We start from the raw sequence: 20,232 nt of genomic DNA on the forward strand, positions 1-20,232 counted from the left end.
GGTAGGGGGTTGTCTTATTATTTTATGGAAAAACATTCCATATTAATACCAGCGTTATAGCAGAGGCTGTTTGGCGATTAAGTAAATATCCATGATCCAGCCATGCATTTCACGCAGCGCGGCGCGGCGCTCGATGATCTCATCGCTTACTTCGCTTAGCAGGCCTTTGATCAAGCACTGCTTATCCATGCCCAGGTAGGCGCCCCACCAGATGTAGGTGTCGGCTTGTGGCAGCGTGGTAAACGCCCCGCCGCTGTCGAGCATCACGGCAACGGTGGCGGCATCACTAGGCCAGCCGCGTTCACGCAGGCGGCGGCCGGTGGTGATCTGGATGGGTTCGGCGAGCGCGTTGAGCGGGATTTTATGCTCGGCGGTGAGCACTTGCAGGCTGGTGATGCCGGGAACGACGTTGACCTCAACCGCGCGGCCGCTGCCCGTCAGCCGCTTGGCGATGCGCAGGCTGCTGTCGTAAAGCGACGGGTCTCCCCAAACCAGCATTCCTACTCGCCCGCCGTTTGGCAGGTGCTTATTCATCAGCTCGGCCCACACGCTGGCAATGGCGTTATGCCACTCGTCTACTGCGCTTAGGTACTGGCGTTCGCTGTCGCGGGCGGGCAGGTCAAACTCGATCACCTGCGTGGTGCTTTTACTTTCCAGCAGCTCGCCGCAGAGTACGCGGCGCAAGTCGATAAGGTCCGATTTCGCCTCGCCCTTGCGGGGCAAAAACACCACGTCCGCGGCGTTCAATGCGCGAACGGCGGCAAGCGTGACGTGGTCGACGTTGCCGGTGCCAATGCCGATCAGCGAGAGCGTGATCATGCGCCGCCCTCTTCACCCGTGCTGCTGGCAAAGGGCGAGTCCGCCGACTGTGGCCGAAAGCGGCGGTCGTAGCCTACCGCGTACAGACTGCTCTCCTGGAAGTCTTCGGATTCGAGTACCGGCCCCACCAGAATCAGCGCCGTGCGTTGCAGCGTGTGGTCGATCAGCGATTCCACCGTCGATAAGCGCCCGCGCACCACGTGCTCATCCGGCCAGCTGGCTCGCCATACAATCGCCACTGGGCACTCTTTACCGTAATGAGGCGTCAGGCTTTCAACAACCTGGGCCAGGTTGTGGATAGAGAGGTGAATGGCAAGCGTTGCCCTCGCGCGGGCGAAGTTGGCAAGCGTCTCATGCTCGGGCATGGCGCTGGCCCGGCCTGGTGTGCGGGTCAGCACTACCGATTGAGCCACGCCGGGTAGAGTGAGTTCCTGGCCAAGCGTTGCCGCCGCTGCCGCAAACGAAGGTACGCCGGGGGTCACGCTGTAGGGAATGTCCAGTGCGCGCAGGCGGCGCAGCTGTTCGCCCATGGCGGACCACACCGAGAGATCGCCAGAGTGTAGCCTAGCGATATCCTGGCCTGCGGCGTGGGCGGTCTGAATTTCCTGCATGATCTCATCAAGCGACAGTGGCGCGGTATTAATGATGCGCGCGCCTTCCGGGCAGTGCTCGAGAATTTCTTCAGGGACAAGTGACCCTGCATACAGGCACACCGGGCAGGCGGCGATCAGGTCGCGTCCGCGCAGCGTCAAGAGATCCGGCGCGCCGGGGCCAGCGCCGATGAAATGAACTGTCATAAATCAACTCCCTAGGCTTTGCACGAAAACTGCCTGCGCTCGACAATACTGCGTTAAAAATCGCCTCAAAATACTCATTTACACCCCGTAAACTCCGCTTTTTCGTTGATTTTTGCCTTGTCTAGTCTTCGCTCGCCGACTTTTCGTACAAAGCCGGTACTTATTGTCTGCGCCACCGCGGCCGTGGCCTTTCTATCGTCTGAAACCGTGCGCGGTCCTAACAGCCGCGCCCCGCTGCCTGCGGCCAGCAGCGCCACGGCTTCGGCCACGCTGCCGGTGCCTTTTTCGCGCAGGCTGTAGGCAGAATGGGTCAGTGTGGTAACGCTGCCTAGCTTTGCATCCGCTACATCTATTACCGGGAGGTTGCGGGCGCTGCCCAGCGCTTGAACCAGTGGCAGCATGCTGTGCGCCGCTGCCAGCCGGTCGATAGGGCCGTACTGGACAATCAACTGATCGAGCGCCTTTTCGAGCGAGGCAAGCGTGGCCTGGCTTTGATACCCAAACCCCGCGACTTTCAACACCCGCGCCGTCATCGAACGCCCCGCCACTGCACGATCGGGTAGCTCGCTTTCCAGCCCCGGCGCGTGCCGATGGATGCGGCGTTTGCAAGCTCGATGCGGAGCAGCTCGCCGCCCGCCTGTTGCTGCCAGTGCGCCAGCAACGCTTCGGATTCCAGCGTGACTGCATTCGCTACTACGCGCGTGCCGCTGGGCAAAACCTGCCATAAAGCGTCCAGCAGTTTCTGGGAAAGCCCGCCGCCAATAAACACCGCATCGGGCAGCGGAGCATTCTCGAGCACTTCCGGGGCACGGCCTTCGTTTATCTCCAGCCAATCAACGCCCAGGTTTTCTGCGTTGCGGCGTGCCCGGGCGGCGCGCTCTGGGTGCTGCTCGAAGCCGATAGCCTGGTTATCTGGATGGGCAAGCAGCCACTCGATGGCGATGGAGCCAGATCCGGTGCCGATATCCCATAGCCGCTCGCCGGGCTTGGGGGCCAGTGCGCAAAGCGTCAGGCTGCGCACGGCCTGCTTGGTGATCTGCCCGTCATGCTCAAAAAAGCTATCGGCCAGGCCCGGCGTCAAGGGGAGCGTGGGACCGTTACCGGCGACTTCAATGCCTACCGCCACCGGGTGGGCGATATCATCGGGTAGCGAGTCATCCATACGCAGCGTGCGGATGCGCTCATCCGCACCACCCAGGGCTTCCAGCACGGTGATCTGGGAATCCGCAAAGTCGTAGCGTTTGATCAGCGCGGCAAGCTCCGCTACCGCTGCGCCATCGCGTAACAGCACCAGCAAGCGCCGGCCGCTTTGCAGGTAAGGCCGAAGGCGGGTCAGCGGTTTGGCGTGCAGGCCAAGGCAGGTGCAGCGCTCAAGCGGCCAGCCCAAGCGGGCCGCCGCCAGGCTGAAGGTCGAGGGCGATGGCAGTGCTTGCCATTCACCAGATTCCAAATGGCTAACAAGCGACGTACCCGCGCCAAACCAGAACGGATCATTAGATACCAGCATGACTACACGGCGGCCGCGCTCATTGAGAAGTGCCGGAATGCCATCAAGAAACGGCACCGGCCACTCGCGTACATCCGCGTTTAACGGGGGAAGCAGGCGTAGGTGACGGCGAGCGCCAAACACGATCTCGGCACCTTCAAGCGGCTCGCAGCTTGCCGCTGTCAGGCCCGCTGTGCCACTCTCCCCCCACCCTAACAGTGTGAGCCACGGAGCCTTGTTAACCTCAGCCATGATAAACGTCCTGATTCTTGGGGGTACGAGTGAGGCCAGTAAGCTGGCCTGCGCCGTTAGCGAGCGCGGCATCCCGGCCATTTTCAGCTATGCAGGCCGGGTTAAAACACCTAAAGCACAGCCGCTGCCCACCCGTGTAGGGGGATTTGGCGGCGCCGAGGGTTTGGCAGCCTTTATTACCCAACAGCGCATCACCCATATTATTGATGCGACCCATCCGTTTGCCACACAGATGAGCCGCAATGTGCTGGCCGCCAGCCTACAAACCAGCGTACCGGCGATTGCCCTGACGCGCCCGGCCTGGGCACCGACTACTCACGATAACTGGCAACATGTGGCGAGTATCGATGAAGCTGTTAGCGCCCTTGAGTGCCCCGCCCAGCGCGTGCTGCTCGCCATTGGCCGCATGCACCTGGCCGCGTTTGCCGCCAAGCCTCAACACCACTATGTGCTGCGTTTGGTCGACGAGCCAACCGCCCCGCCGCCGCTTGCCCACTTCACCACCACGGTGGATAGAGGCCCGTTTACCCTGGAGGGCGATCTGGCCCTGCTACAAAATCACCGTATCGAGTGCATCGTGTGCAAGAACGCTGGCGGTGAAGGCGCCGTTTCAAAACTTGACGCTGCCCGCGCGCTTGGCGTGCCGGTCATCATGATTGATCGCCCGGCACTGCCCGCTCGCCATGAAGTGCATAGCGTTGATCAGGTGCTTGCCTGGCTTCACTAAACGCTCCAGGGTTTGCCTGCTGAGCGCGGCGAATAAACCAAAGGCTTCCCTTCTCGCTCGATCAACCGCGTTTGTTTCGAGCCGACGATCACCAGCGTGCGCATATCCGCCATTTCCGGCATGGCATCTTTTAATGCCATCACGCAGATCAACTCTTCCGGCGTGGAGACCGCCCGGGCGAAGATGATCAAGCGCTCGGGTTCACACGTCTCCCGCAGAACGTCTAACGTGCGCTCAAACCCCACCGGGCGCGCCTTGGAGCGCGGGTTGTAGAACGCCATGGCGAAATCCGCTTCCGCCGCCAGGCGCAGGCGCTTTTCGATCAGCGCCCAAGGCTTTAGGTTGTCGGATAAATTGATGCAGCAGAAGTCGTGGCCCAGCGGCGCGCCAGCGCATGCGCTGGCCGCCAGCATGGCGGAGATACCCGGCAGCACCTGAATATCCAGCGCGCGCCAGGCGGCATCGCCCGCTTCAAGCGCTTCAAAGACCGCCGAAGCCATGGCGAAAACGCCGGGGTCGCCGGAAGAAACCACCACGACTCGGTGGCCTTCTAATGCCAGTTGCAAGGCCTGCTCGGCGCGGCGAATCTCCTCGCGGTTGTCCGAGCCATGACGGGTCAGCCCCACGCGCGGGGCGACGCGGTTAACGTAAGGCACGTAGCCCACCACGTCTGTGGCATCCTCAAGCGCGGCCGTTACCTCCGGGGTAATCATCGAATCCGCCCCCGGCCCCAAGCCGACAATCTTTAGCCAGCCGCTCATGGGCGCCTCCCGTTACCATGAATCAACACAATCGAGAAATACGGTACGCTCTCTTCCACTTCACTAAATGGAATGACGCGCTGGTTGGTCATGGCGGCATATTCGATCAGCCAGGCGTCAGCTTCGCGTTCTGTATGAACAAGGGCCCGACGCAGCTTGTCGAGGTTGCGACCAATCTTCATCACCACCAGCGCATCAGTTTGAGCGATGTGCTCGGCAAGCTGGGCTTCCGGCAAGGTCGCCATCAGCACGGTCAGCACGTCGTCGCCCCAGGTAATGGGCTGGCCGGTGGCCGTCCACGCCGCCGACATGCCGGTAATTCCTGGCACCACAGACACCGGCACGCGGTTTAGCAGGCGTGTATACAAATGCATGAACGAGCCATAGAAGAATGGGTCGCCTTCGCAAAGCACCACCACATCCCCTCCGGCCTCGCTCATCTCAATCAGTTGCGCCACGCATCGCGAGTAAAACGTGGAGAGTAACGCGTTGTAGCGCGGGTCATCGAAGGGTATCTCCGTGGTGACCGGATACTCCATGGGCATCTCGACAACGCCGGGCGCAAGCAGGCCCTCCACGATGCTACGTGCATGCCCCTTGCGGCCCTTTTTTCGGAAATAGGCGATATGCGTCGCCCCGCGAATCAGTCGGTCGGCGCGCACGCTCATCAGATCCTGACAGCCCGGCCCCAGGCCAACGCCGTAAACGGTGCCCGGTGTGAAATCCTGAGTCATTCGACACGATCCGCCATGGCGTTGATAGCGGCCACCGTTACCGCACTGCCGCCCAAACGCCCGCGTACGATGCAGCTGGATAGTTCAGTCGTGGCGAACAGCGCCTCCTTGGATTCCGCTGCGCCCACAAAACCCACCGGGCAGCCGATAATCGCCGCCGGGCGTGGGCACTCCGGGTCTTCGAGCATATTGAGAAGATGAAAGAGCGCGGTTGGCGCGTTGCCAATCGCCACGACCGCGCCTTCCAAATGCGGGCGCCACAGCTCTAACGCCGCCGCCGAGCGGGTGTTGGCCATCTCCTGGGCAAGCGTTGGCGTGCGCTCATCATTCAGAGTACAGATAATCGCGTTATCGGCCGGCAGGCGCTTGCGGGTGATGCCTTCGGACACCATGCGCGCATCGCACAAAATCGGCGCACCGGCCTCTAAAGCGGCGCGCGCCTTGTTGACCACATCGTTTTGAAAGTGGATGTGCCCGGCTAGTTCCACAAGCCCGGCGGCGTGAATCATGCGCACGGCCACGGTTTCCTCTTCCGCTGAAAAGCGCTCAAGGTCAGCTTCGCGGCGAATGATCGCAAACGATTCCCGGTAAATCGCCGGGCCGTGGGTCTCATAGGTGTAAGGCACCCAAACTCTCCAAATAGTCCAATACGTCAGATTCATTAAGCCCGGCGACTTGCGGCGTGCTATCGGCGCAGCCGTCAATAATCACATCAAAGCGGCCATTGCGACCGGTTAAACACACAGGCGCGGGTTGCTGCCGTGCGCAGCCTTTGGCGCAGGCCGAAATATGGACACGCTGTTCAACGTGGGGCGTCAACCGTTGGGCGAGTGGCTGGGTCGCGACGCTGGCCTGGGCGCAGTAAGGCGCACCGGGGCAGGCATCCATCAGTAGTCGGGAATCGCTTTCGTCATTGATGACGCCAGCAGTCACAGGGGCTGTCGCACCGTTGACCCAAAGCCGCCGCCAGGGCGTTATGCGCACATGACTGACAGCGCGGGGCGTTACCAGAGCACGCAGCGTGGCAGCGTCTACGCGGCCAAAGGCCAATCCGTAAACCCGCCCTGCGCCATGGTCACCAATGGCCAGTTTGCTGCCAGGGGGCGCTGGGGGCATATCAGCGCTTGCCCAAACAGGCAACGGCGCGCGGTGGCGCGCCATGCGGCGAGATATCTCGCCGCCGCTTTGCATGAACCAATGGGTCAGGCGGATTAAAAGCGTCACGGCGGCCTCGGCATCGGCTACCGCTGTGCCGAGCGCGTAGCCCTCGGCACGTACCAGCAGCCTGCCCTCGATCGAGCGCTCAACACGAAAATCGGCGGCGCTGTCACTCAGCACTGGCGCTTCTCCGGCGTCTATCGCAATACCTACCTTGCCGGGCATTTCGGCAAGCTCAACGCCCCGCGCCTGCAATTGCTGGGCAATGGTATGAGTGTCGTCCCCTGTTTGCCACGCAGGTGCCAGCATTATTTGTGGCTGGCGCTCTATCTTAGCGTTGTCACTTACCAGTTGCTGCTCGACAAGAAATTCCATCAGCGGTGCCCAGGTCGCCTCTGTCATGCCGCGCAGCTGGATATTGGCTCGGCTGGTCAGCTCGATCAGACCGCTGCCGAATGTCTCGGCGGCTTCACATAATGCCAGCGTCTGCTCGCGGGAAAGCTCCCCCAACGGCGGTCGCACGCGAACCAGTAGCCCATCGCCGGTAGTCATGGGCCGCCATGCGCCGGGGCACCAGCCCTTGATACGTGGGCTGCCTGACGAGTCAGCGTGCGAATTGCTGTTCATAGGCTGGCGGTCTCTTTGGCTTCATCCATTTCCAGCAGCAGCTCCTGAAGCGCTTGGCCCTGCTCGCCGGGGTCTTGCCACATGCCGCGCTGGGCGGCTTCCATAAGTCGCTCGGCCATCTCTTCCAACGCGGCCGGGTTGTGATCGCGCAGGAACTGCTGATTGGTCTTATCCAGCACCAGGGCGTCGCTAACCTGGGCGTACTGGTAGTCGGCGACCAGATCGGTAGTGGCGTCATAAGCAAACAGGTAATCCACCGTGGCAGCCATCTCGAACGCGCCTTTATAGCCGTGTTCGCGCATGGCGTTGATCCACTTGGGGTTGAGTACCCGCGAGCGAATCACCCGCGCCAGCTCCTCTTGCAGCGTGCGGATCTTGGGCGCGGCCGGGTTGGCGTGGTCGGCGTGATAGATGATGGGCGCCTGCCCGCTTAACGACCGGCTGGCGTTGGCCATGCCGCCCTGAAAAGCGTAGTAGCTGTTGGAATCGAGAATATCGTGCTCGCGGTTATCCTGATTCTGCATCACCGCGTCCAGCCCTTGCAGCTGTTGCTCGAAGGCGCCTCGCGCCGCGGTACCGGAATCAGCAAACTGACCATAGGCGTAGGCGCCTGCGCCCAGGTACGCCTCGGCTAAATCATCGGCGTTTTCCCAGCTACGGTTCTCAATCAACCGGTTAAGGCCCGCGCCATACTCGCCGGGCTTGCTGCCGAAAATACGGTAGCTCGCTTCCTGAGCCGCCTGCTCGGCACTTAACCCTTCTGCTTCCAGCACATGCTGGCGCGCCATCACCGCTTGGCGAATGGTGTTGCTATCACCTGGCTCTTCATAGCTCGCTACCGCCTGCACGGCGGCATCAAACAGGCGGATCACGTTGGGGAACGCATCGCGAAAAAACCCCGAGACCCTCAGCGTCACATCCACCCGCGGGCGGCCCAATAGCATCGAAGGGATTACTTCGAAATCTATTACCCGCTGGGAACCCAGCGACCACTTGGGGCGCACGCCCATCAGTGCAAAAGCCTGGGCGATATCGTCGCCACCGGTGCGCATGGTGGCGGTGCCCCAGATAGAAAGTCCCAGGCGGCGCGGGTAGTCGCCGTTATCCTGCAGGTAGCGCTCGACAAACGCCTGAGCGGATTTTTCACCAAGCGTCCAGGCGGCGGGCGATGGAATCGAGCGATTGTCCACACTGAAGAAGTTGCGCCCGGTGGGCAGCGTATCCAGCCGCCCACGGCTCGGCGCGCCGCTGGGCCCGGCGGGCACGAAGATACCGTCAAGGCCATCGAGCAGCGATTGAATTTCCATGGTCACGCCACGCTGCATGGTCGCCCACAGCGTGCGGGCAAAGCGCAGCTGCTCTGCCGTGGCGGGGTAATCCTTCGTCAGCGTCTCAAGGCAACCATCAGCCAGCACGTAATCACTCACCCACTGCTCGGCCAGGAGCTCCAGGCGCTCGCGGGTATCCGCACCGCTGCGCCAGGCGGCGTCCAGCTGCTCGGTTAGAATCGCCGGTTTTGCGCCCAGCCACGGCTCACTGCTGGCAGCCAGCGGGTCAATGTCCAGTTTTAGATCACGGGCCAGGTTGTGCAACAGGCCTCGCTGGGCCACGGCTTCACCTCTGGGCAGGCGCAGCAGCGCCACCAGCGTGCCCGCGCGCTTTTCAAGCGGGGGCGGTGTGCCGAGGATATGCAGGCCATGGCGAATCTGAGCTTCCTTGATATCGCACAGGAAGGTATCCAGGGCATTGAGAATCTCGGCCTCGCACTCACCTTGGACCGCGTGGGCCAGTTCCTGGTCGATGCCGGTCTCGCGCAGGTGCGCCAATATCTGTTCGCGAATCAACGCCTCGCGGCGCGGGTCCATATCCAGCGCCTGGTAGTACTCATCGGTAAGCGCTTCAAGCTCGGCCATGGGGCCGTAAAGCTCGGCGCGCGCCAGTGGCGGCATCAGGTGGTCGATAATCACCGCCTGGCTGCGCCGCTTGGCCTGGGCGCCTTCGCCGGGGTCGTTGACGATAAACGGATAAAAATGCGGCAGCGGGCCCAAGGCAATATCCGGCCAGCAGTCGGCGCTTAGCGCGGTACTTTTGCCCGGCAGCCACTCCAGATTGCCGTGCTTGCCTACGTGAATGACTGCTTCGACCTGATAGTGCTCGCGCAGCCACAGGTAGAACGCCAGATAGCTGTGCGGCGGGGCCAGCTCCATATCGTGGTAGGACTGGGTCAAATCCTCGATAAAGTCGCGCTCAGGCTGAATGCCCACGAAGGTCTCGCCCAGGCGGATGCCGGATATCATCAGCCGTCCCTGGCGGCACTTGGGGTCGTTTTCCGGCGCCCCCCAGCGCGTCCACACGGTTTGCCTGAGCGCTTCGGGCAGCGTTTCAAACCAGGCCAGGTACTCATCAACGCCAATACTCTGCCAACAGGCGCGCTGATCAAGGCTTGCGTGGTCATTGGTAACCGCCCCCTGGAGCAGGCGGATCAATGCGTCGCCGTCTGCGGGCAGCTCAGAAAGCGGGTAGCCCGCCGCCGCCATGGCGTTGAGGATGTTCAGCGTCGAGGCAGGTGTATCCAGCCCCACGCCGTTACCGATCCGGCCATCGCGGTTGGGGTAGTTGGCCATCACCAGCGCAATACGTTTTTGCGCGTTGGGCGTTTCACGCAGCGCACAGTAACGCCGCGCCAGCGTGGCAACAAAGGCGGCGCGCTCCGGGTGCAGGGCATGGTGGGTAATGGAGAGCTGGCAGCGCTCATTGTAGTGAGCTTCGGCTTTAAACCCGACGGCCCGGGTAATCACCCGCCCATCCATTTCGGGCAGCACGATCTGCATCGCCACATCACGGCTGTGCAAACCAGCGGCCATGCCCTGCCAGTCCTCCGCGGTACTGCTGGCAAGAATCGCCTGAAGCACCACGGGCCTGCCTGTAAACAGGCTTTGTGCTACGTCGCCGCCCCGCCCGTCCGCTTCATCGGCGTTGCGGTTTACCGAAAAGCTGGTGGTATTGATGACCAGCATGGCGCCGGTCTGCTCAATCAGATGATTCACAAACTCGATGCACGGCCCTTCTTTAAGCGAGGCCACGGCCACCGCCAGCGGCGCCAGCCCCTGAGCCTCCAGCGCCGCCAACATGCCATCGATAACGCCAGTATTGGCGCCCTGCAAATGACTACGATAGAAGAGCAGCAAACATACCGGCCGCCCGGCCTGGCGTTTTTCACGCCACTCGCTAAGGCTGGCCGCCTGGCGGGTTGGAGCACCCTCTTGAGGCGCGTAAATCACTGCCGCCGGAATCACCTTGGGCTCCTGCCAGGCAAACTCACGGCCCAGGCAATGGCTGGCAATAAAACGCAAAAGCCCTTCTGCGTTATCCACGCCGCCTTCGCGCAGGTAGCGCCAAACGCGGTAGGCGTCATCAAAACCGATGCTCGAGTCTTCCAGCAGCGCGTCATCCGGCGCGTCGCAGCCCGGCACCAGTATTAGCTGGCGCGCAGGCTTCGCCGCCGCCCAGGCCAGCAGGCGCTCATGGCCATACTGCCAGTAGCCCTTGCCGCCCAAAAGCGACACCACCACCAGCCGGGCCTTTTCCAGCACCCGATCTTCATAGAGATCATAAGCGGCGGGCTTGACCAGGTTCATCCAGTTGGCCAGGCGCACCGACGGGTACGCCTCACCCAACCGCTCGGCGGCTTGGGCCAGCGCCGACAGGTTGCTGTCGGCGGCGGACATGATGACGATATCGGCAGGGCTTTGTTGCAAGTCGACGATGCCTTCATCATCGACAAAGCCTCCGGGCTTGGCGGCAAATAGATGCATTAAACGCTGGCCGCAGTCTCGGCGCTGGCTAGCGCGTCATGTAACTCGGCGCTATTAAACCCACGGCCAATAAACACCAGCTGGGTCTGGCGCGGCTCATCTTGTCCCCACAGCCGGTCGAAGTAGCCATCCAGGCGCTCACCCACCGCCTGAATCACCCGGCGCATCGGCTTGCCGGGAATAGCCGCGAAGCCTTTGGCGCGGTAAATCTCGTGACTTTCCAGCAGCGCCTGCAGCTTCTGTTCAAGTGCGGCGCCATCCACTTCGCCCAGGGTAATCACGCAGGAGTCGAAGTGATCATGTGCGTGGTCGTGGTGTGCGCCTTCGGCATGGTGACGATCATGGTGGTTGGCAATGCTGTCGATATTTCTCTCACTGGCAGCCTGAATTCCCATCAGCGCTTCCAACTGAACGGTGTCGGTGGTTAGGGTCTGATCGATAAACAGCGTTTTCACCGATGCTGGCACGCGCGCGGCAATCAGCGCTTCAACTTGTGCCTTGTCATCGGCGCTTAGTAGATCGGCCTTACTGACCAGCACCAGGTCGGCGGCACTTAGTTGATCATCAAACAGCTCCTGCAGGCTGGGGTCATGATCCAGGCTGTCATCGGCCAGGCGTTGGGCGGCGACTCTATCTTCGTCATTGGCAAAGCGGCCAGCGGCGACAGCCGGGCCATCGATCACGGTAATGATCGCATCCACGGTGCAGTGCTGGCGCACTTCCGGCCAGTTAAACGCCTGCACCAACGGCTTGGGCAGCGCCAGGCCGCTGGTCTCGATCAGGATATGGTCGATATCGTCGCGCCGGGCCACCAGCTTTTTCATCACCGGCAGAAACTCTTCTTCCACGGTGCAGCAGATACAGCCGTTGGCCAGCTCGTAAATGCCGCTGTCATCGCCTTCTACCGGCTGCTCGTCTTCACAGCCCGGTTCACATGAAAGCGCACAGCTGCGTAATAAGCTGGAGTCGATATCCTGCTCACCGAACTCATTGACGATCACCGCAATCCGCTTGCCGGTCACTTGACGCAGAATATTGGCAAGCAACGTGGTCTTGCCGCTGCCCAGAAAACCGGTGACCACCGTGGCGGGAATTTTATTTAACTGCATGAGAGGATTCCTCAATTTGTTAGCTTGCGGCAGTGGCCTGCGCTGAACCGGCTTGTTTTGAATCGTGCGGCGCTGAATCGTCGTCAAGATCGTGGCTAAAAAGGCGCGCCACGGCGGCAGGATTATTCGGGAAAAACAGATGCAAGTAGGTCGCCGTCAGGCGTTTCTGGCGATAGATCGGCTCCCCTGGTGCGGGGTGGCGCTGACGGCGGCCATGGGCAATAGGTTCCGGCGTTTGTTCAGCCAAAGAACGATGATGAGCATGGCCGCGAATGGCGCCTTCAGGAAGCTCGGCGGTCTGCATCCCCTGGCAGCCGCGCCGCCCGCGCATGGCACCGTGGCCTGCCAGCAGCCCCAGCATGGTGTGAGTGCTGTCATCATAGCTGGTCAGGGTTTCCAGGCTGTAGAGCATGCCGCCGCACTCGGCCAGAATAGGCTTATCGGCTGCAAAAAACGCCTGAATCGCTTCACGCATGGAAGCGTTCGCTGAAAGTGCCGAAGCGTGAAGCTCCGGGTAGCCGCCGGGCAGCCACAGCGCATCGCACTCGGGCAGCATTTGATCGACAAGCGGCGAGAAGAAGCGCAGCCGAGCGCCCATCTGCTCGAGTAAATCCAGGTTGGCCTGGTAGATAAAGCTGAACGCGGCATCCCGGGCGACGCCGATCGTCTGGCCGGCCAACGCCGGTGCCACCAAAGAAAGCGCGTCTTCGGGCGCTGAAAAAGAAAGCGCGTCTTCTGGCGCCGAAAAGCTCACTGGCGAAAGTGCGGCGAGTGATTCAAGCAGCCCAGCGGCTTCCAGCGCCAGGGCAGCGGCTTCAAAGCGGCCTTCCAGGTCTTCACGAATTTCGGCGGCCTGCACCAAGCCCAGGTGGCGTTCGGGCAGCGACAGCGCCGGGTCGCGGGGCACGGTGGCCAGAAGCGGGATAGAGGCTGGCAGTGCCCCTTCGATCAATTCCCGGTGGCGCGCCGAGCCGCAGCTGTTGGCAATCAGCCCGGCAATATGGATATCGTCGCGAAAGCTTGCAAGGCCCATCACCAGCGCGGCGGCGGTCTGAGCCATGCCTTTGACATCCATGACAATCGCCAGGGGAATACCAAACAGGGCCGCGAGATCAGCGCTTGAGGGCTCGCCATCAAATAAGCCCATGGCGCCTTCGACTAAAATTAGATCCGCCTCGCAGGCGGCGTCATAAAAGCGCTGGCGGCAGTAGGCCTCGCCTGCCATCCAGAGATCGAGCTGATCCACCGGCTGACCGGATGCCTGGGCGAGAATTTGCGGATCCAGATAGTCTGGGCCGGTCTTGAACACCCGCACGACCTTGCCTTGATTACGCAGCAGGCGCGCAAGCCCAGCCGTCACGGTAGTTTTTCCCTGGCCTGAGGCAGGCGCGGCGATAAACAGCGCCGGACAGGTAACGGGTGTGTTCATCAGTATTCGATCCCCGCTTGGGCTTTAACGCCGCCACGAAAGGCGTGGCGTTCGTCCTGCACCGTGCTGATGGTGTCGGCTATATCTTGTAAAGGTGTGGCCATGGTACGCCCAGTGATGATCACGTTTTGGTGAGCGGGGCGGCGTTTCAGTGCTTCGACTATTGGCTCAGGGTCAAGATAGCCGTACTTGAACATATAGCTCATCTCGTCAAGTACGATCAGGCTGTAGGCCGGGTTTTCTAACAGCTCCTTGGCGATGGCCCAGGCGGCTTCGGCAGCTTCAATATCCCGCTCGCGGTTCTGGGTTTCCCAGGTGAACCCGTGACCCATGATGTGCCAGTCGAGCTTGGGGTGGTCACGAAAGAACAGGTACTCACCGGTTTCCCGGCGGCCCTTGATGAACTGGATGACGGCACACTGCTGGCCGTGGCCCAACGAGCGCGCCATGGTGCCAAACGCAGAGCTGCTTTTGCCCTTGCCGTTGCCCTTGAGCAGAATCAGCACGCCACGCTCTTCAGTGGCCTTGCTGATACGCTCATCGACGACGTCTTTCTTGCGCTGCATGCGGCTTTGGTGGCGCTGGTCCGTCATGTGAACTCCTTGGTTGGCAGTGTGCGGTAGCGCGCGCCAAGTTCGCGGGCAAGCCTTGCCCCCTTACCGCGCTTGACCCTTGATCCTTCAGTATCCAGCACAAGGCAGTCGCCCAAGGGCGCCAGACCCGCCAGGGATTCCCGGGTGCGCCCGTCGGTAATCAGGTAGGTGTAAATCGCAAGGCCCGGCTCGTGGCGTTGCCACTGGCGCACCAGTTGGCCTGCCTGCAGGATCATCCGGCGCAGCGGCGTGCCGCCCCCGCCGCCGGCTTGATTGAGCCTGGCGGCCAGCGTTTTGGGGGCCCGTTGGCGGGCCAGCAGCGGCGTTATAGCGTCGTTGCCGAAGCCAAACACCGCCATCTGCTCACGCCCCAGGTACGCTTGGCGGGCAAGTGACTCAACCCAGCCCTTGGCACGGCCCAGCAGACGCTGGCCCAACGTTGAGCCAGAGGTATCCAGTAGCACCAGGTGTACCTTTGGCTGACCAGCCCGCGCTGGGCGGTAGCGGAGTGTTTGCCAGGGCCACGCGCCGCGGTTGGCGACAAGCGTTGCAAACGTATCCAGGCGCGGCGCGGGAGGCAGCGTGCGTTTATAAGCCCCTTGCCCCAACTGGTGGCCCTTGCGGGCGCCGCCTTCAGCAGCGCCGCGTTGAATACCCGGCAGCATTTGGGCTTCAGGTATGGCCGCCGCTTCAGTCTGCAGGGTTTGGTTAACGGGAGGCATCGCGCCCCACTGCCCCGCATCGCCCGGCTGCCCTGCGCCGCTTTCTGGTTTGCCTTTGCTGCCAGCTGGCGGCGAGCCGCCGCCGCTCTGTTCAGATGGCGGAGCAGGTGGCGGATTGTTCGAGCTGGGCGGCGTCTCTTCCTGCGTGCGCCGGTGCGACAGCACCCAGGGAGCGACGGTATCGATATCGGTTTGATCAATGACGTCGCCGCCACGCCAGGCGGCGTGGGCCTGGGCAGCGCGATGCCAGGTCACATCGGCGCGTAAACCTTCTACGCCCGCCGCTTCACAGCGCTTGGCGATCTGTTCGTATACCCAAGTGGGCGCCGTCACCGCTTCAAGCTGTTCGCGGGCGCGCTCGATGCGCTGGGTCAGCGCCTGCTGCTCGTCGGCATGCTGTTCTACAAAGGCATCAGGGGCACGATCAAACGCTTCGCGCTGGCGCACGATGGCGATGCGCTCTTCCACCTTGATCGAGGTTGGCTGCTCAAGGCAAAGGCCGAAGCGGTCGAGCAACTGCGGGCGCAGCTCGCCCTCATCGGGGTTCATGGTACCGATCAGGCTAAAACGCGCTGAGTGGGAGTGGCTGATACCGTCGCGCTCGACGATATTGGTGCCGCTGGCCGCTACATCAAGCAGCAAGTCGACCAGGGTATCAGGCAGCAGGTTGACCTCATCGACGTAAAGCACGCCGCCGTGAGCCTTGGCCAGCAACCCCTCGTTAAAGATGGCCTCCCGCTCGGCAAGTACTTTGTGAAGATCCAGACTGCCGGTCAGGCGCTCCTCAGAAGCACCCAGCGGCAGCGTGACAAACGGTGATGGCCCTCGGCTCGATTCAGGAAGAATGGCCGCCAGCGCCCGGGCCAGCGTGGATTTTGCGCTGCCACGGGGGCCGCTGATCAACACTCCACCGATGCGCGGATTGACGGCGTTGAGCAATAGTGCCGTTTTAAGCGCGTGCTGGCCGATGACGGCGGTAAAGGGAAACTCAACCACAGGCATCACCATGAGTAAAAATGAGTTTGGCTTGAGTGGGCAGTGACATCATAAAACGGCTTGGCCGAATGGAACCTTGCTTTAGAGCAGGTAAAACTACTCGATTCGCCGGCCTGCGAACACCAGAACAGGCTTGAAATTATTTCATGCCCATCAAGAAAATTTCGATAAAGCCATTGGTAAACAAAGTATTTACAATGATTTTCAGTATAGAGGAGGCGCTAAGTAGAGGCCAGTTTATCGCGCCAAGCGCGCTATCTGCAGCGCGACTAAGTTTACGTTAACATAGTGTAAATAATTGACATTACGCTTATATAATATGTTATAACATAGCAATTAGTCACCTTATCCATCATCTCGCACCGCTTATGGAAGCCAGCCATGAAGATCGTCCCGTCCTTACTGACAGCCTCAACGCTGCTGACTGCCGCTAACGCAATGGCCGATGCCACCGATTACCCGGTGACATTAACCAATTGCGGCGTTGAGCTAACGGTCGAATCAGCCCCGGAGCGAACGGTAACGGTCGGTCAGTCAGCCACGGAGATCCTCTACTCGCTGGGACTCGCTGACCGGGTGAATGGCACTTCCGTCTGGTTTAATCCGGTATTGCTGCCGTTTACAGAGATTAATGAGGAGATTGATCGGATCGCGGACGACGACCCTAGCTTTGAAGCGGTGGTCAATAAGCGGCCTGATCTGGTGGCGGTGCAGTACGAGTGGCACGTGGGTCCTACCGGTAGCGTGGCCAGCCGGGATCAGTTCCATGAGTTGGGCATCAACACTTACATCATGCCCGCCGATTGCGATACTAAAGATAACTCGACCGGCGGTGACGGTACACGGACGGCCGCTTTCTCTACCAATGCCATTTATAAAGGCATCACCGAGCTAGCCGACATTTACAATGTTCAAGATGCTGGGGAGGCGTTGGTAGCCGACCTGAACGCCCGCGAAAAGAGCGCGATTGAGCTGGCGGGTAGTTTAGACTTACCAAATGATCTGTCGGCGGTATTCTGGTTTTCATCGACGGAGTTAGGGGTTAACCCCTTCGTCGCCGGCCAACTGGGCGCCCCAGGCTATATGATGGATAAACTTGGCATCCGTAACGTGATTGAGTCGGCAGAAGAGTGGCCGACGATTGGCTGGGAAAGCATCGCCAGGGCTAACCCCGATGTAATCGTGATTGCCAGCATGGACCGCCGCCGCTTCCCGGCCGATGATATCGACGCAAAGCGCGCTTTTCTTAATAGCGACCCGGTGGCCCGGGAGATGACCGCCGTTAAAAACAACCGCATCGTGGTCATGGACGCCCATGCCATGAGCGCCACGATGCGCAGTATATATGGCCTTGAAACTCTCGCCGATGCGCTATCAACGATGACGTTTAACCAATAGGCCGCTTACCTGATGTGGATAGCACTAACGAGGTCCTATACAGCGCGTTCCTGGTGGCGCTGGGTATGGTTAACGCCACTGGTATTAAGCGTGGCGCTGATGGCGGGCACGGCGATTGGCGAAACGCCGATTCCCGTTGAGACCATTGTTAAAGTGCTCGCCAATCATCTGCTGGGCGCTGACTACGCGGTTGACCGGATCGATGCGGGTATTATCTGGAACTATCGGCTCAGCCGAGCCATCGTCGCTGCCTGCTGTGGCACCAGTTTGGCACTGGCGGGGGTCGTGCTTCAGGCCCTGCTGCGTAACCCGTTGGCCGACCCTTATTTGATGGGCATTTCTGCCGGTGCCTCGACGGGCGCTGTTGCGGTGGCAGTAGCGGGAATTGGCGCGGGAGCACTATCGCTTTCCCTAGGCGCCTTCGCCGGGGCGCTGCTCGCGTTTGGTATCGTGATCATGCTCGCCCATGCGGCCAATAGTGGCGTTGGTGGCGGGCGCGGCGTCCAGGCGGCAGGCTCGATTATTCTGGCGGGCATTGCCGGTTCGCAGCTGTTCAACGCGCTCACCGCGTTTATCATTACCAAATCAGCAAGCGCCGAGCAGGCGCGGGGCATCATGTTCTGGCTGATGGGCAATCTTTCCGGGGTACGCTGGGCCGATGTCACGCTGGCGGTGCCTGCTACGCTACTCGGCTTGCTGGTTTGCTTGTGGCACCGCCGCTCGCTCGATGCGTTCACGTTCGGGGCCGACAGCGCCGCCTCCATGGGCATTGCGGTACGCCCTGTTCGAGGACTGCTGATCATCGTCATGGCCCTGGTCACGGCCGTCATGGTCTCGATGGTCGGTGCAATTGGCTTTGTCGGCCTGGTGATTCCCCATGCCATGCGCTTTATCGTCGGCAGTCGCCATACCCGCCTGATACCGGCAACCGCGTTGGCGGGTGCGGTCTTTTTAATTGGCTCGGATATCCTTTCCAGGGTGCTGGTTTCCGGCCAAGTGCTACCTATCGGGGTCATTACCTCGCTGATTGGCGCCCCCGCCTTTGCGCTTATCCTGGTTCGCGGCAAGAGGTCTTAATGCGATTAACGGCTGAACAGCTCTCTTTATCGGTACACGGCACGCCACTTCTCATCGATGTGAACCTTGTCGTCGAGCCTGGCCAGACCTTTGGTCTGGTGGGACCCAACGGCTCGGGTAAAACGTCCCTGCTGCGATTATTGGGGGGGCTGAACAAGCCCAAGGCAGGCCGCGTATTGATAGACAATCAGCCGATGCATACGCTCAGGCAACGCGCCATTGCCCAGTCTATTGCAATGGTGGAGCAACAGGCCGACACCACCGACCGCATCACGGCACGCCAGGTGGTAGCGCTGGGCCGCACACCGTTTCTTTCCGCGCTTCACCCCTGGTCTGCCGGAGATGACGATATCGTCGCCCAGGCGCTTGAGGATGTGGATATGGCGCACATGGCGGACCGCCTCTGGCACACGCTCTCTGGCGGCGAGCGCCAGCGCGTGCATATTGCCCGGGCGCTGGCCCAGCAGCCCAAAATTCTGCTCCTGGACGAGCCCACCAACCACCTGGATATTCGCCATCAGCTGTCGATTCTTGAACTGGTCAGGCAGCTACCCATCACGGTGATTATCTCGCTGCATGATCTTAATCAGGCCATGGAGTGCGACCGTATCGGCGTCATGGATAACGGTCACCTGATCGCCAGCGGTTTACCTTACGAGGTGCTCACCGCTGACCGGCTAAAACAGACCTTTGGCGTCCATGCCCACCTGATCGACGATCCTATTGATGGCAAACAGATCATGCGCTTTAGCAGCGTTGGCGCAATCAGCAAACCAAGCCGTCACAGCGAGTTAACCCTTTCTTTGCTAAGGTGAGATGGTTCATTTAATTAACTCAAGGAACCTACATGCGCCTTCTCTTCACTGGTGGCAGCGGTAAGGCTGGTCGTCACGCTACCGCTTATTTACGCGATCAGGGTCACCGGGTCACCAACCTGGACTGGGTAGACTCCGATGTGCCCGGCATCACTACGTTAAAGATCGACCTGACCGATGCGGGCCAGGTATTCAATGCATGCCAGGCCTATGCCGGTATGGACGAGCTGGAACCAGGGACCGGGGTTCCTCGCTATGACGCCATTGTTCACTTTGCGGCCATACCGGCAATCCTGCACCGGCCCGACAACGAGACCTACCGGATTAACACGCTGGGCACCTATAACGTGCTGGACGCGGCGACCAAACTGGGGATTCCCAAGGTTATTTTCGCCTCAAGCGAGACGACCTATGGCATTTGCTTTGCCGACGGCGAACGTAAACCGGACTATCTGCCAGTAGATGAAGAGCACGCGACTATTCCTGAAGATAGCTACGCCATGAGCAAGGTAGTCAACGAAGTGACCGCGCGTTCGTTCCAGGCTCGTACAGGCATCGATATCTACGGTTTGCGTATCAATAACGTTATTGAGCCCCATGAGTATCGCGAGCTGTTTCCGGCCTTTCTCGACAATCCTGGCAAGCGTCGTCGCAATATCTTCGCCTATATTGATGCCCGGGATCTGGGCCAGATGGTCGACTGTTGTTTAAAAACGGATGGACTGGGTTACCAGGTATTCAATGTCGCCAACAGTGACCTGTCGGTGGGTATTACCAATGCAGAGGTAAGGGAGCGCTTCTACCCTGAGGTACCCGTCACACGTGAGATGGGCGAATACGAGACCTTTTACAGCATTGAAAAGGCACGCCGCCTGGTGGGTTTTGAGCCACGCCACACGTGGCGTGACGAGCTATAG

General features: G+C 60.7%; 18 protein-coding genes. 5 read left to right on the top strand and 13 right to left on the bottom strand.

All coding sequences use genetic code 11. The features are described from left to right. Positions 1-54 precede the first annotated feature (54 nt). The 4 genes from cobF to cbiE all read right to left on the bottom strand — a co-directional run bounded on the left by cobF (position 55) and on the right by cbiE (position 3,354). Positions 55-819, bottom strand: a complete 765-nt coding sequence (cobF, locus tag ACFFLD_RS12950) for a precorrin-6A synthase (deacetylating) (RefSeq protein WP_386041277.1) — start codon at positions 817-819, stop codon at positions 55-57. Then, the gene (cobM, locus tag ACFFLD_RS12955; protein ID WP_386041279.1) at positions 816-1,616 is read right to left on the bottom strand and encodes a precorrin-4 C(11)-methyltransferase; all 801 of its coding nucleotides are present in this window, start codon (positions 1,614-1,616) and stop codon (positions 816-818) included. Before cobM ends, cobF begins: the two co-directional genes overlap by 4 nt. A 74-nt stretch (positions 1,617-1,690) precedes the next feature. Next, positions 1,691-2,149: a cobalamin biosynthesis protein gene (locus ACFFLD_RS12960; protein ID WP_386041281.1), complete on the bottom strand. Its 459-nt coding sequence runs from the start codon at positions 2,147-2,149 to the stop codon at positions 1,691-1,693. Further along, on the bottom strand, positions 2,146-3,354 hold the full coding sequence (cbiE, locus tag ACFFLD_RS12965) for a precorrin-6y C5,15-methyltransferase (decarboxylating) subunit CbiE (RefSeq protein ID WP_386041283.1): 1,209 nt from the start codon (positions 3,352-3,354) through the stop codon (positions 2,146-2,148). Before cbiE ends, ACFFLD_RS12960 begins: the two co-directional genes overlap by 4 nt. Here cbiE and ACFFLD_RS12970 point away from each other — a divergent pair. Beyond that, complete coding sequence (locus ACFFLD_RS12970; protein WP_386041285.1) at positions 3,353-4,081, top strand: cobalt-precorrin-6A reductase; 729 nt, start codon at positions 3,353-3,355, stop codon at positions 4,079-4,081. The two genes, cbiE and ACFFLD_RS12970, sit on opposite strands and share 2 nt — an antisense overlap. Here ACFFLD_RS12970 and cobJ read toward each other — a convergent pair. The 9 genes from cobJ to ACFFLD_RS13015 are packed head-to-tail and all read right to left on the bottom strand — an operon-like array spanning position 4,078 to position 16,031. After that, entirely contained in the window at positions 4,078-4,842 is a 765-nt protein-coding gene (gene cobJ / locus ACFFLD_RS12975) for a precorrin-3B C(17)-methyltransferase (RefSeq protein ID WP_386041287.1), read from the bottom strand. The genes ACFFLD_RS12970 and cobJ overlap by 4 nt on opposite strands. Then, positions 4,839-5,576 carry a precorrin-2 C(20)-methyltransferase gene (gene cobI, locus ACFFLD_RS12980; protein WP_386041289.1) on the bottom strand — a complete coding sequence of 246 codons (738 nt, stop codon included), beginning with the start codon at positions 5,574-5,576 and terminating at the stop codon, positions 4,839-4,841. The genes cobJ and cobI overlap by 4 nt, the downstream gene beginning before the upstream one ends. Further along, positions 5,573-6,202 carry a precorrin-8X methylmutase gene (locus tag ACFFLD_RS12985; RefSeq protein ID WP_386041291.1) on the bottom strand — a complete coding sequence of 210 codons (630 nt, stop codon included), beginning with the start codon at positions 6,200-6,202 and terminating at the stop codon, positions 5,573-5,575. The genes cobI and ACFFLD_RS12985 overlap by 4 nt, the downstream gene beginning before the upstream one ends. Next, entirely contained in the window at positions 6,186-7,361 is a 1,176-nt protein-coding gene (locus ACFFLD_RS12990; RefSeq protein WP_386041293.1) for a cobalamin biosynthesis protein CobG, read from the bottom strand. The genes ACFFLD_RS12985 and ACFFLD_RS12990 overlap by 17 nt, the downstream gene beginning before the upstream one ends. Further along, on the bottom strand, positions 7,358-11,176 hold the full coding sequence (gene cobN / locus ACFFLD_RS12995) for a cobaltochelatase subunit CobN (protein WP_386041296.1): 3,819 nt from the start codon (positions 11,174-11,176) through the stop codon (positions 7,358-7,360). Before cobN ends, ACFFLD_RS12990 begins: the two co-directional genes overlap by 4 nt. Then, entirely contained in the window at positions 11,176-12,285 is a 1,110-nt protein-coding gene (cobW, locus tag ACFFLD_RS13000; protein ID WP_386041298.1) for a cobalamin biosynthesis protein CobW, read from the bottom strand. Before cobW ends, cobN begins: the two co-directional genes overlap by 1 nt. A gap of 19 nt (positions 12,286-12,304) precedes the next feature. Then, on the bottom strand, positions 12,305-13,714 hold the full coding sequence (locus tag ACFFLD_RS13005; protein ID WP_386041300.1) for a cobyrinate a,c-diamide synthase: 1,410 nt from the start codon (positions 13,712-13,714) through the stop codon (positions 12,305-12,307). Beyond that, the gene (gene cobO / locus ACFFLD_RS13010) at positions 13,714-14,307 is read right to left on the bottom strand and encodes a cob(I)yrinic acid a,c-diamide adenosyltransferase (RefSeq protein ID WP_386041302.1); all 594 of its coding nucleotides are present in this window, start codon (positions 14,305-14,307) and stop codon (positions 13,714-13,716) included. The genes ACFFLD_RS13005 and cobO overlap by 1 nt, the downstream gene beginning before the upstream one ends. After that, positions 14,304-16,031, bottom strand: coding sequence for an AAA family ATPase (locus ACFFLD_RS13015; protein ID WP_386041560.1), 1,728 nt, complete (start codon positions 16,029-16,031; stop codon positions 14,304-14,306). Before ACFFLD_RS13015 ends, cobO begins: the two co-directional genes overlap by 4 nt. Positions 16,032-16,463: 432 nt before the next feature. Here ACFFLD_RS13015 and ACFFLD_RS13020 point away from each other — a divergent pair, with 432 nt between their 5' ends. From ACFFLD_RS13020 to ACFFLD_RS13035, 4 genes are read left to right on the top strand one after another with little or no spacing between them, the layout of a single operon-like run. After that, positions 16,464-17,423 carry an ABC transporter substrate-binding protein gene (locus tag ACFFLD_RS13020; protein ID WP_386041562.1) on the top strand — a complete coding sequence of 320 codons (960 nt, stop codon included), beginning with the start codon at positions 16,464-16,466 and terminating at the stop codon, positions 17,421-17,423. Between the two features lie 12 nt (positions 17,424-17,435). After that, positions 17,436-18,500 carry a FecCD family ABC transporter permease gene (locus ACFFLD_RS13025; protein WP_386041303.1) on the top strand — a complete coding sequence of 355 codons (1,065 nt, stop codon included), beginning with the start codon at positions 17,436-17,438 and terminating at the stop codon, positions 18,498-18,500. Continuing rightward, positions 18,500-19,315, top strand: a complete 816-nt coding sequence (locus ACFFLD_RS13030; RefSeq protein ID WP_386041305.1) for an ABC transporter ATP-binding protein — start codon at positions 18,500-18,502, stop codon at positions 19,313-19,315. Before ACFFLD_RS13025 ends, ACFFLD_RS13030 begins: the two co-directional genes overlap by 1 nt. A 32-nt stretch (positions 19,316-19,347) precedes the next feature. Beyond that, entirely contained in the window at positions 19,348-20,232 is an 885-nt protein-coding gene (locus ACFFLD_RS13035) for an NAD-dependent epimerase/dehydratase family protein (RefSeq protein ID WP_386041307.1), read from the top strand.

Source organism: Vreelandella sulfidaeris, from assembly GCF_042429665.1.
Lineage (GTDB): Bacteria > Pseudomonadota > Gammaproteobacteria > Pseudomonadales > Halomonadaceae > Vreelandella.

Coding starts and splice junctions, on each gene's coding strand:
- cobF (WP_386041277.1), bottom strand. CDS start 819: ATGATCACGCTCTCGCTGATCGGCATTGGCACCGGCAACGTCGACCAC.
- cobM (WP_386041279.1), bottom strand. CDS start 1,616: ATGACAGTTCATTTCATCGGCGCTGGCCCCGGCGCGCCGGATCTCTTG.
- ACFFLD_RS12960 (WP_386041281.1), bottom strand. CDS start 2,149: ATGACGGCGCGGGTGTTGAAAGTCGCGGGGTTTGGGTATCAAAGCCAG.
- ACFFLD_RS12970 (WP_386041285.1), top strand. CDS start 3,353: ATGATAAACGTCCTGATTCTTGGGGGTACGAGTGAGGCCAGTAAGCTG.
- cbiE (WP_386041283.1), bottom strand. CDS start 3,354: ATGGCTGAGGTTAACAAGGCTCCGTGGCTCACACTGTTAGGGTGGGGG.
- cobJ (WP_386041287.1), bottom strand. CDS start 4,842: ATGAGCGGCTGGCTAAAGATTGTCGGCTTGGGGCCGGGGGCGGATTCG.
- cobI (WP_386041289.1), bottom strand. CDS start 5,576: ATGACTCAGGATTTCACACCGGGCACCGTTTACGGCGTTGGCCTGGGG.
- ACFFLD_RS12990 (WP_386041293.1), bottom strand. CDS start 7,361: ATGAACAGCAATTCGCACGCTGACTCGTCAGGCAGCCCACGTATCAAG.
- cobN (WP_386041296.1), bottom strand. CDS start 11,176: ATGCATCTATTTGCCGCCAAGCCCGGAGGCTTTGTCGATGATGAAGGC.
- cobW (WP_386041298.1), bottom strand. CDS start 12,285: ATGCAGTTAAATAAAATTCCCGCCACGGTGGTCACCGGTTTTCTGGGC.
- ACFFLD_RS13005 (WP_386041300.1), bottom strand. CDS start 13,714: ATGAACACACCCGTTACCTGTCCGGCGCTGTTTATCGCCGCGCCTGCC.
- cobO (WP_386041302.1), bottom strand. CDS start 14,307: ATGACGGACCAGCGCCACCAAAGCCGCATGCAGCGCAAGAAAGACGTC.
- ACFFLD_RS13015 (WP_386041560.1), bottom strand. CDS start 16,031: ATGCCTGTGGTTGAGTTTCCCTTTACCGCCGTCATCGGCCAGCACGCG.
- ACFFLD_RS13020 (WP_386041562.1), top strand. CDS start 16,464: ATGGCCGATGCCACCGATTACCCGGTGACATTAACCAATTGCGGCGTT.
- ACFFLD_RS13025 (WP_386041303.1), top strand. CDS start 17,436: ATGTGGATAGCACTAACGAGGTCCTATACAGCGCGTTCCTGGTGGCGC.
- ACFFLD_RS13030 (WP_386041305.1), top strand. CDS start 18,500: ATGCGATTAACGGCTGAACAGCTCTCTTTATCGGTACACGGCACGCCA.
- ACFFLD_RS13035 (WP_386041307.1), top strand. CDS start 19,348: ATGCGCCTTCTCTTCACTGGTGGCAGCGGTAAGGCTGGTCGTCACGCT.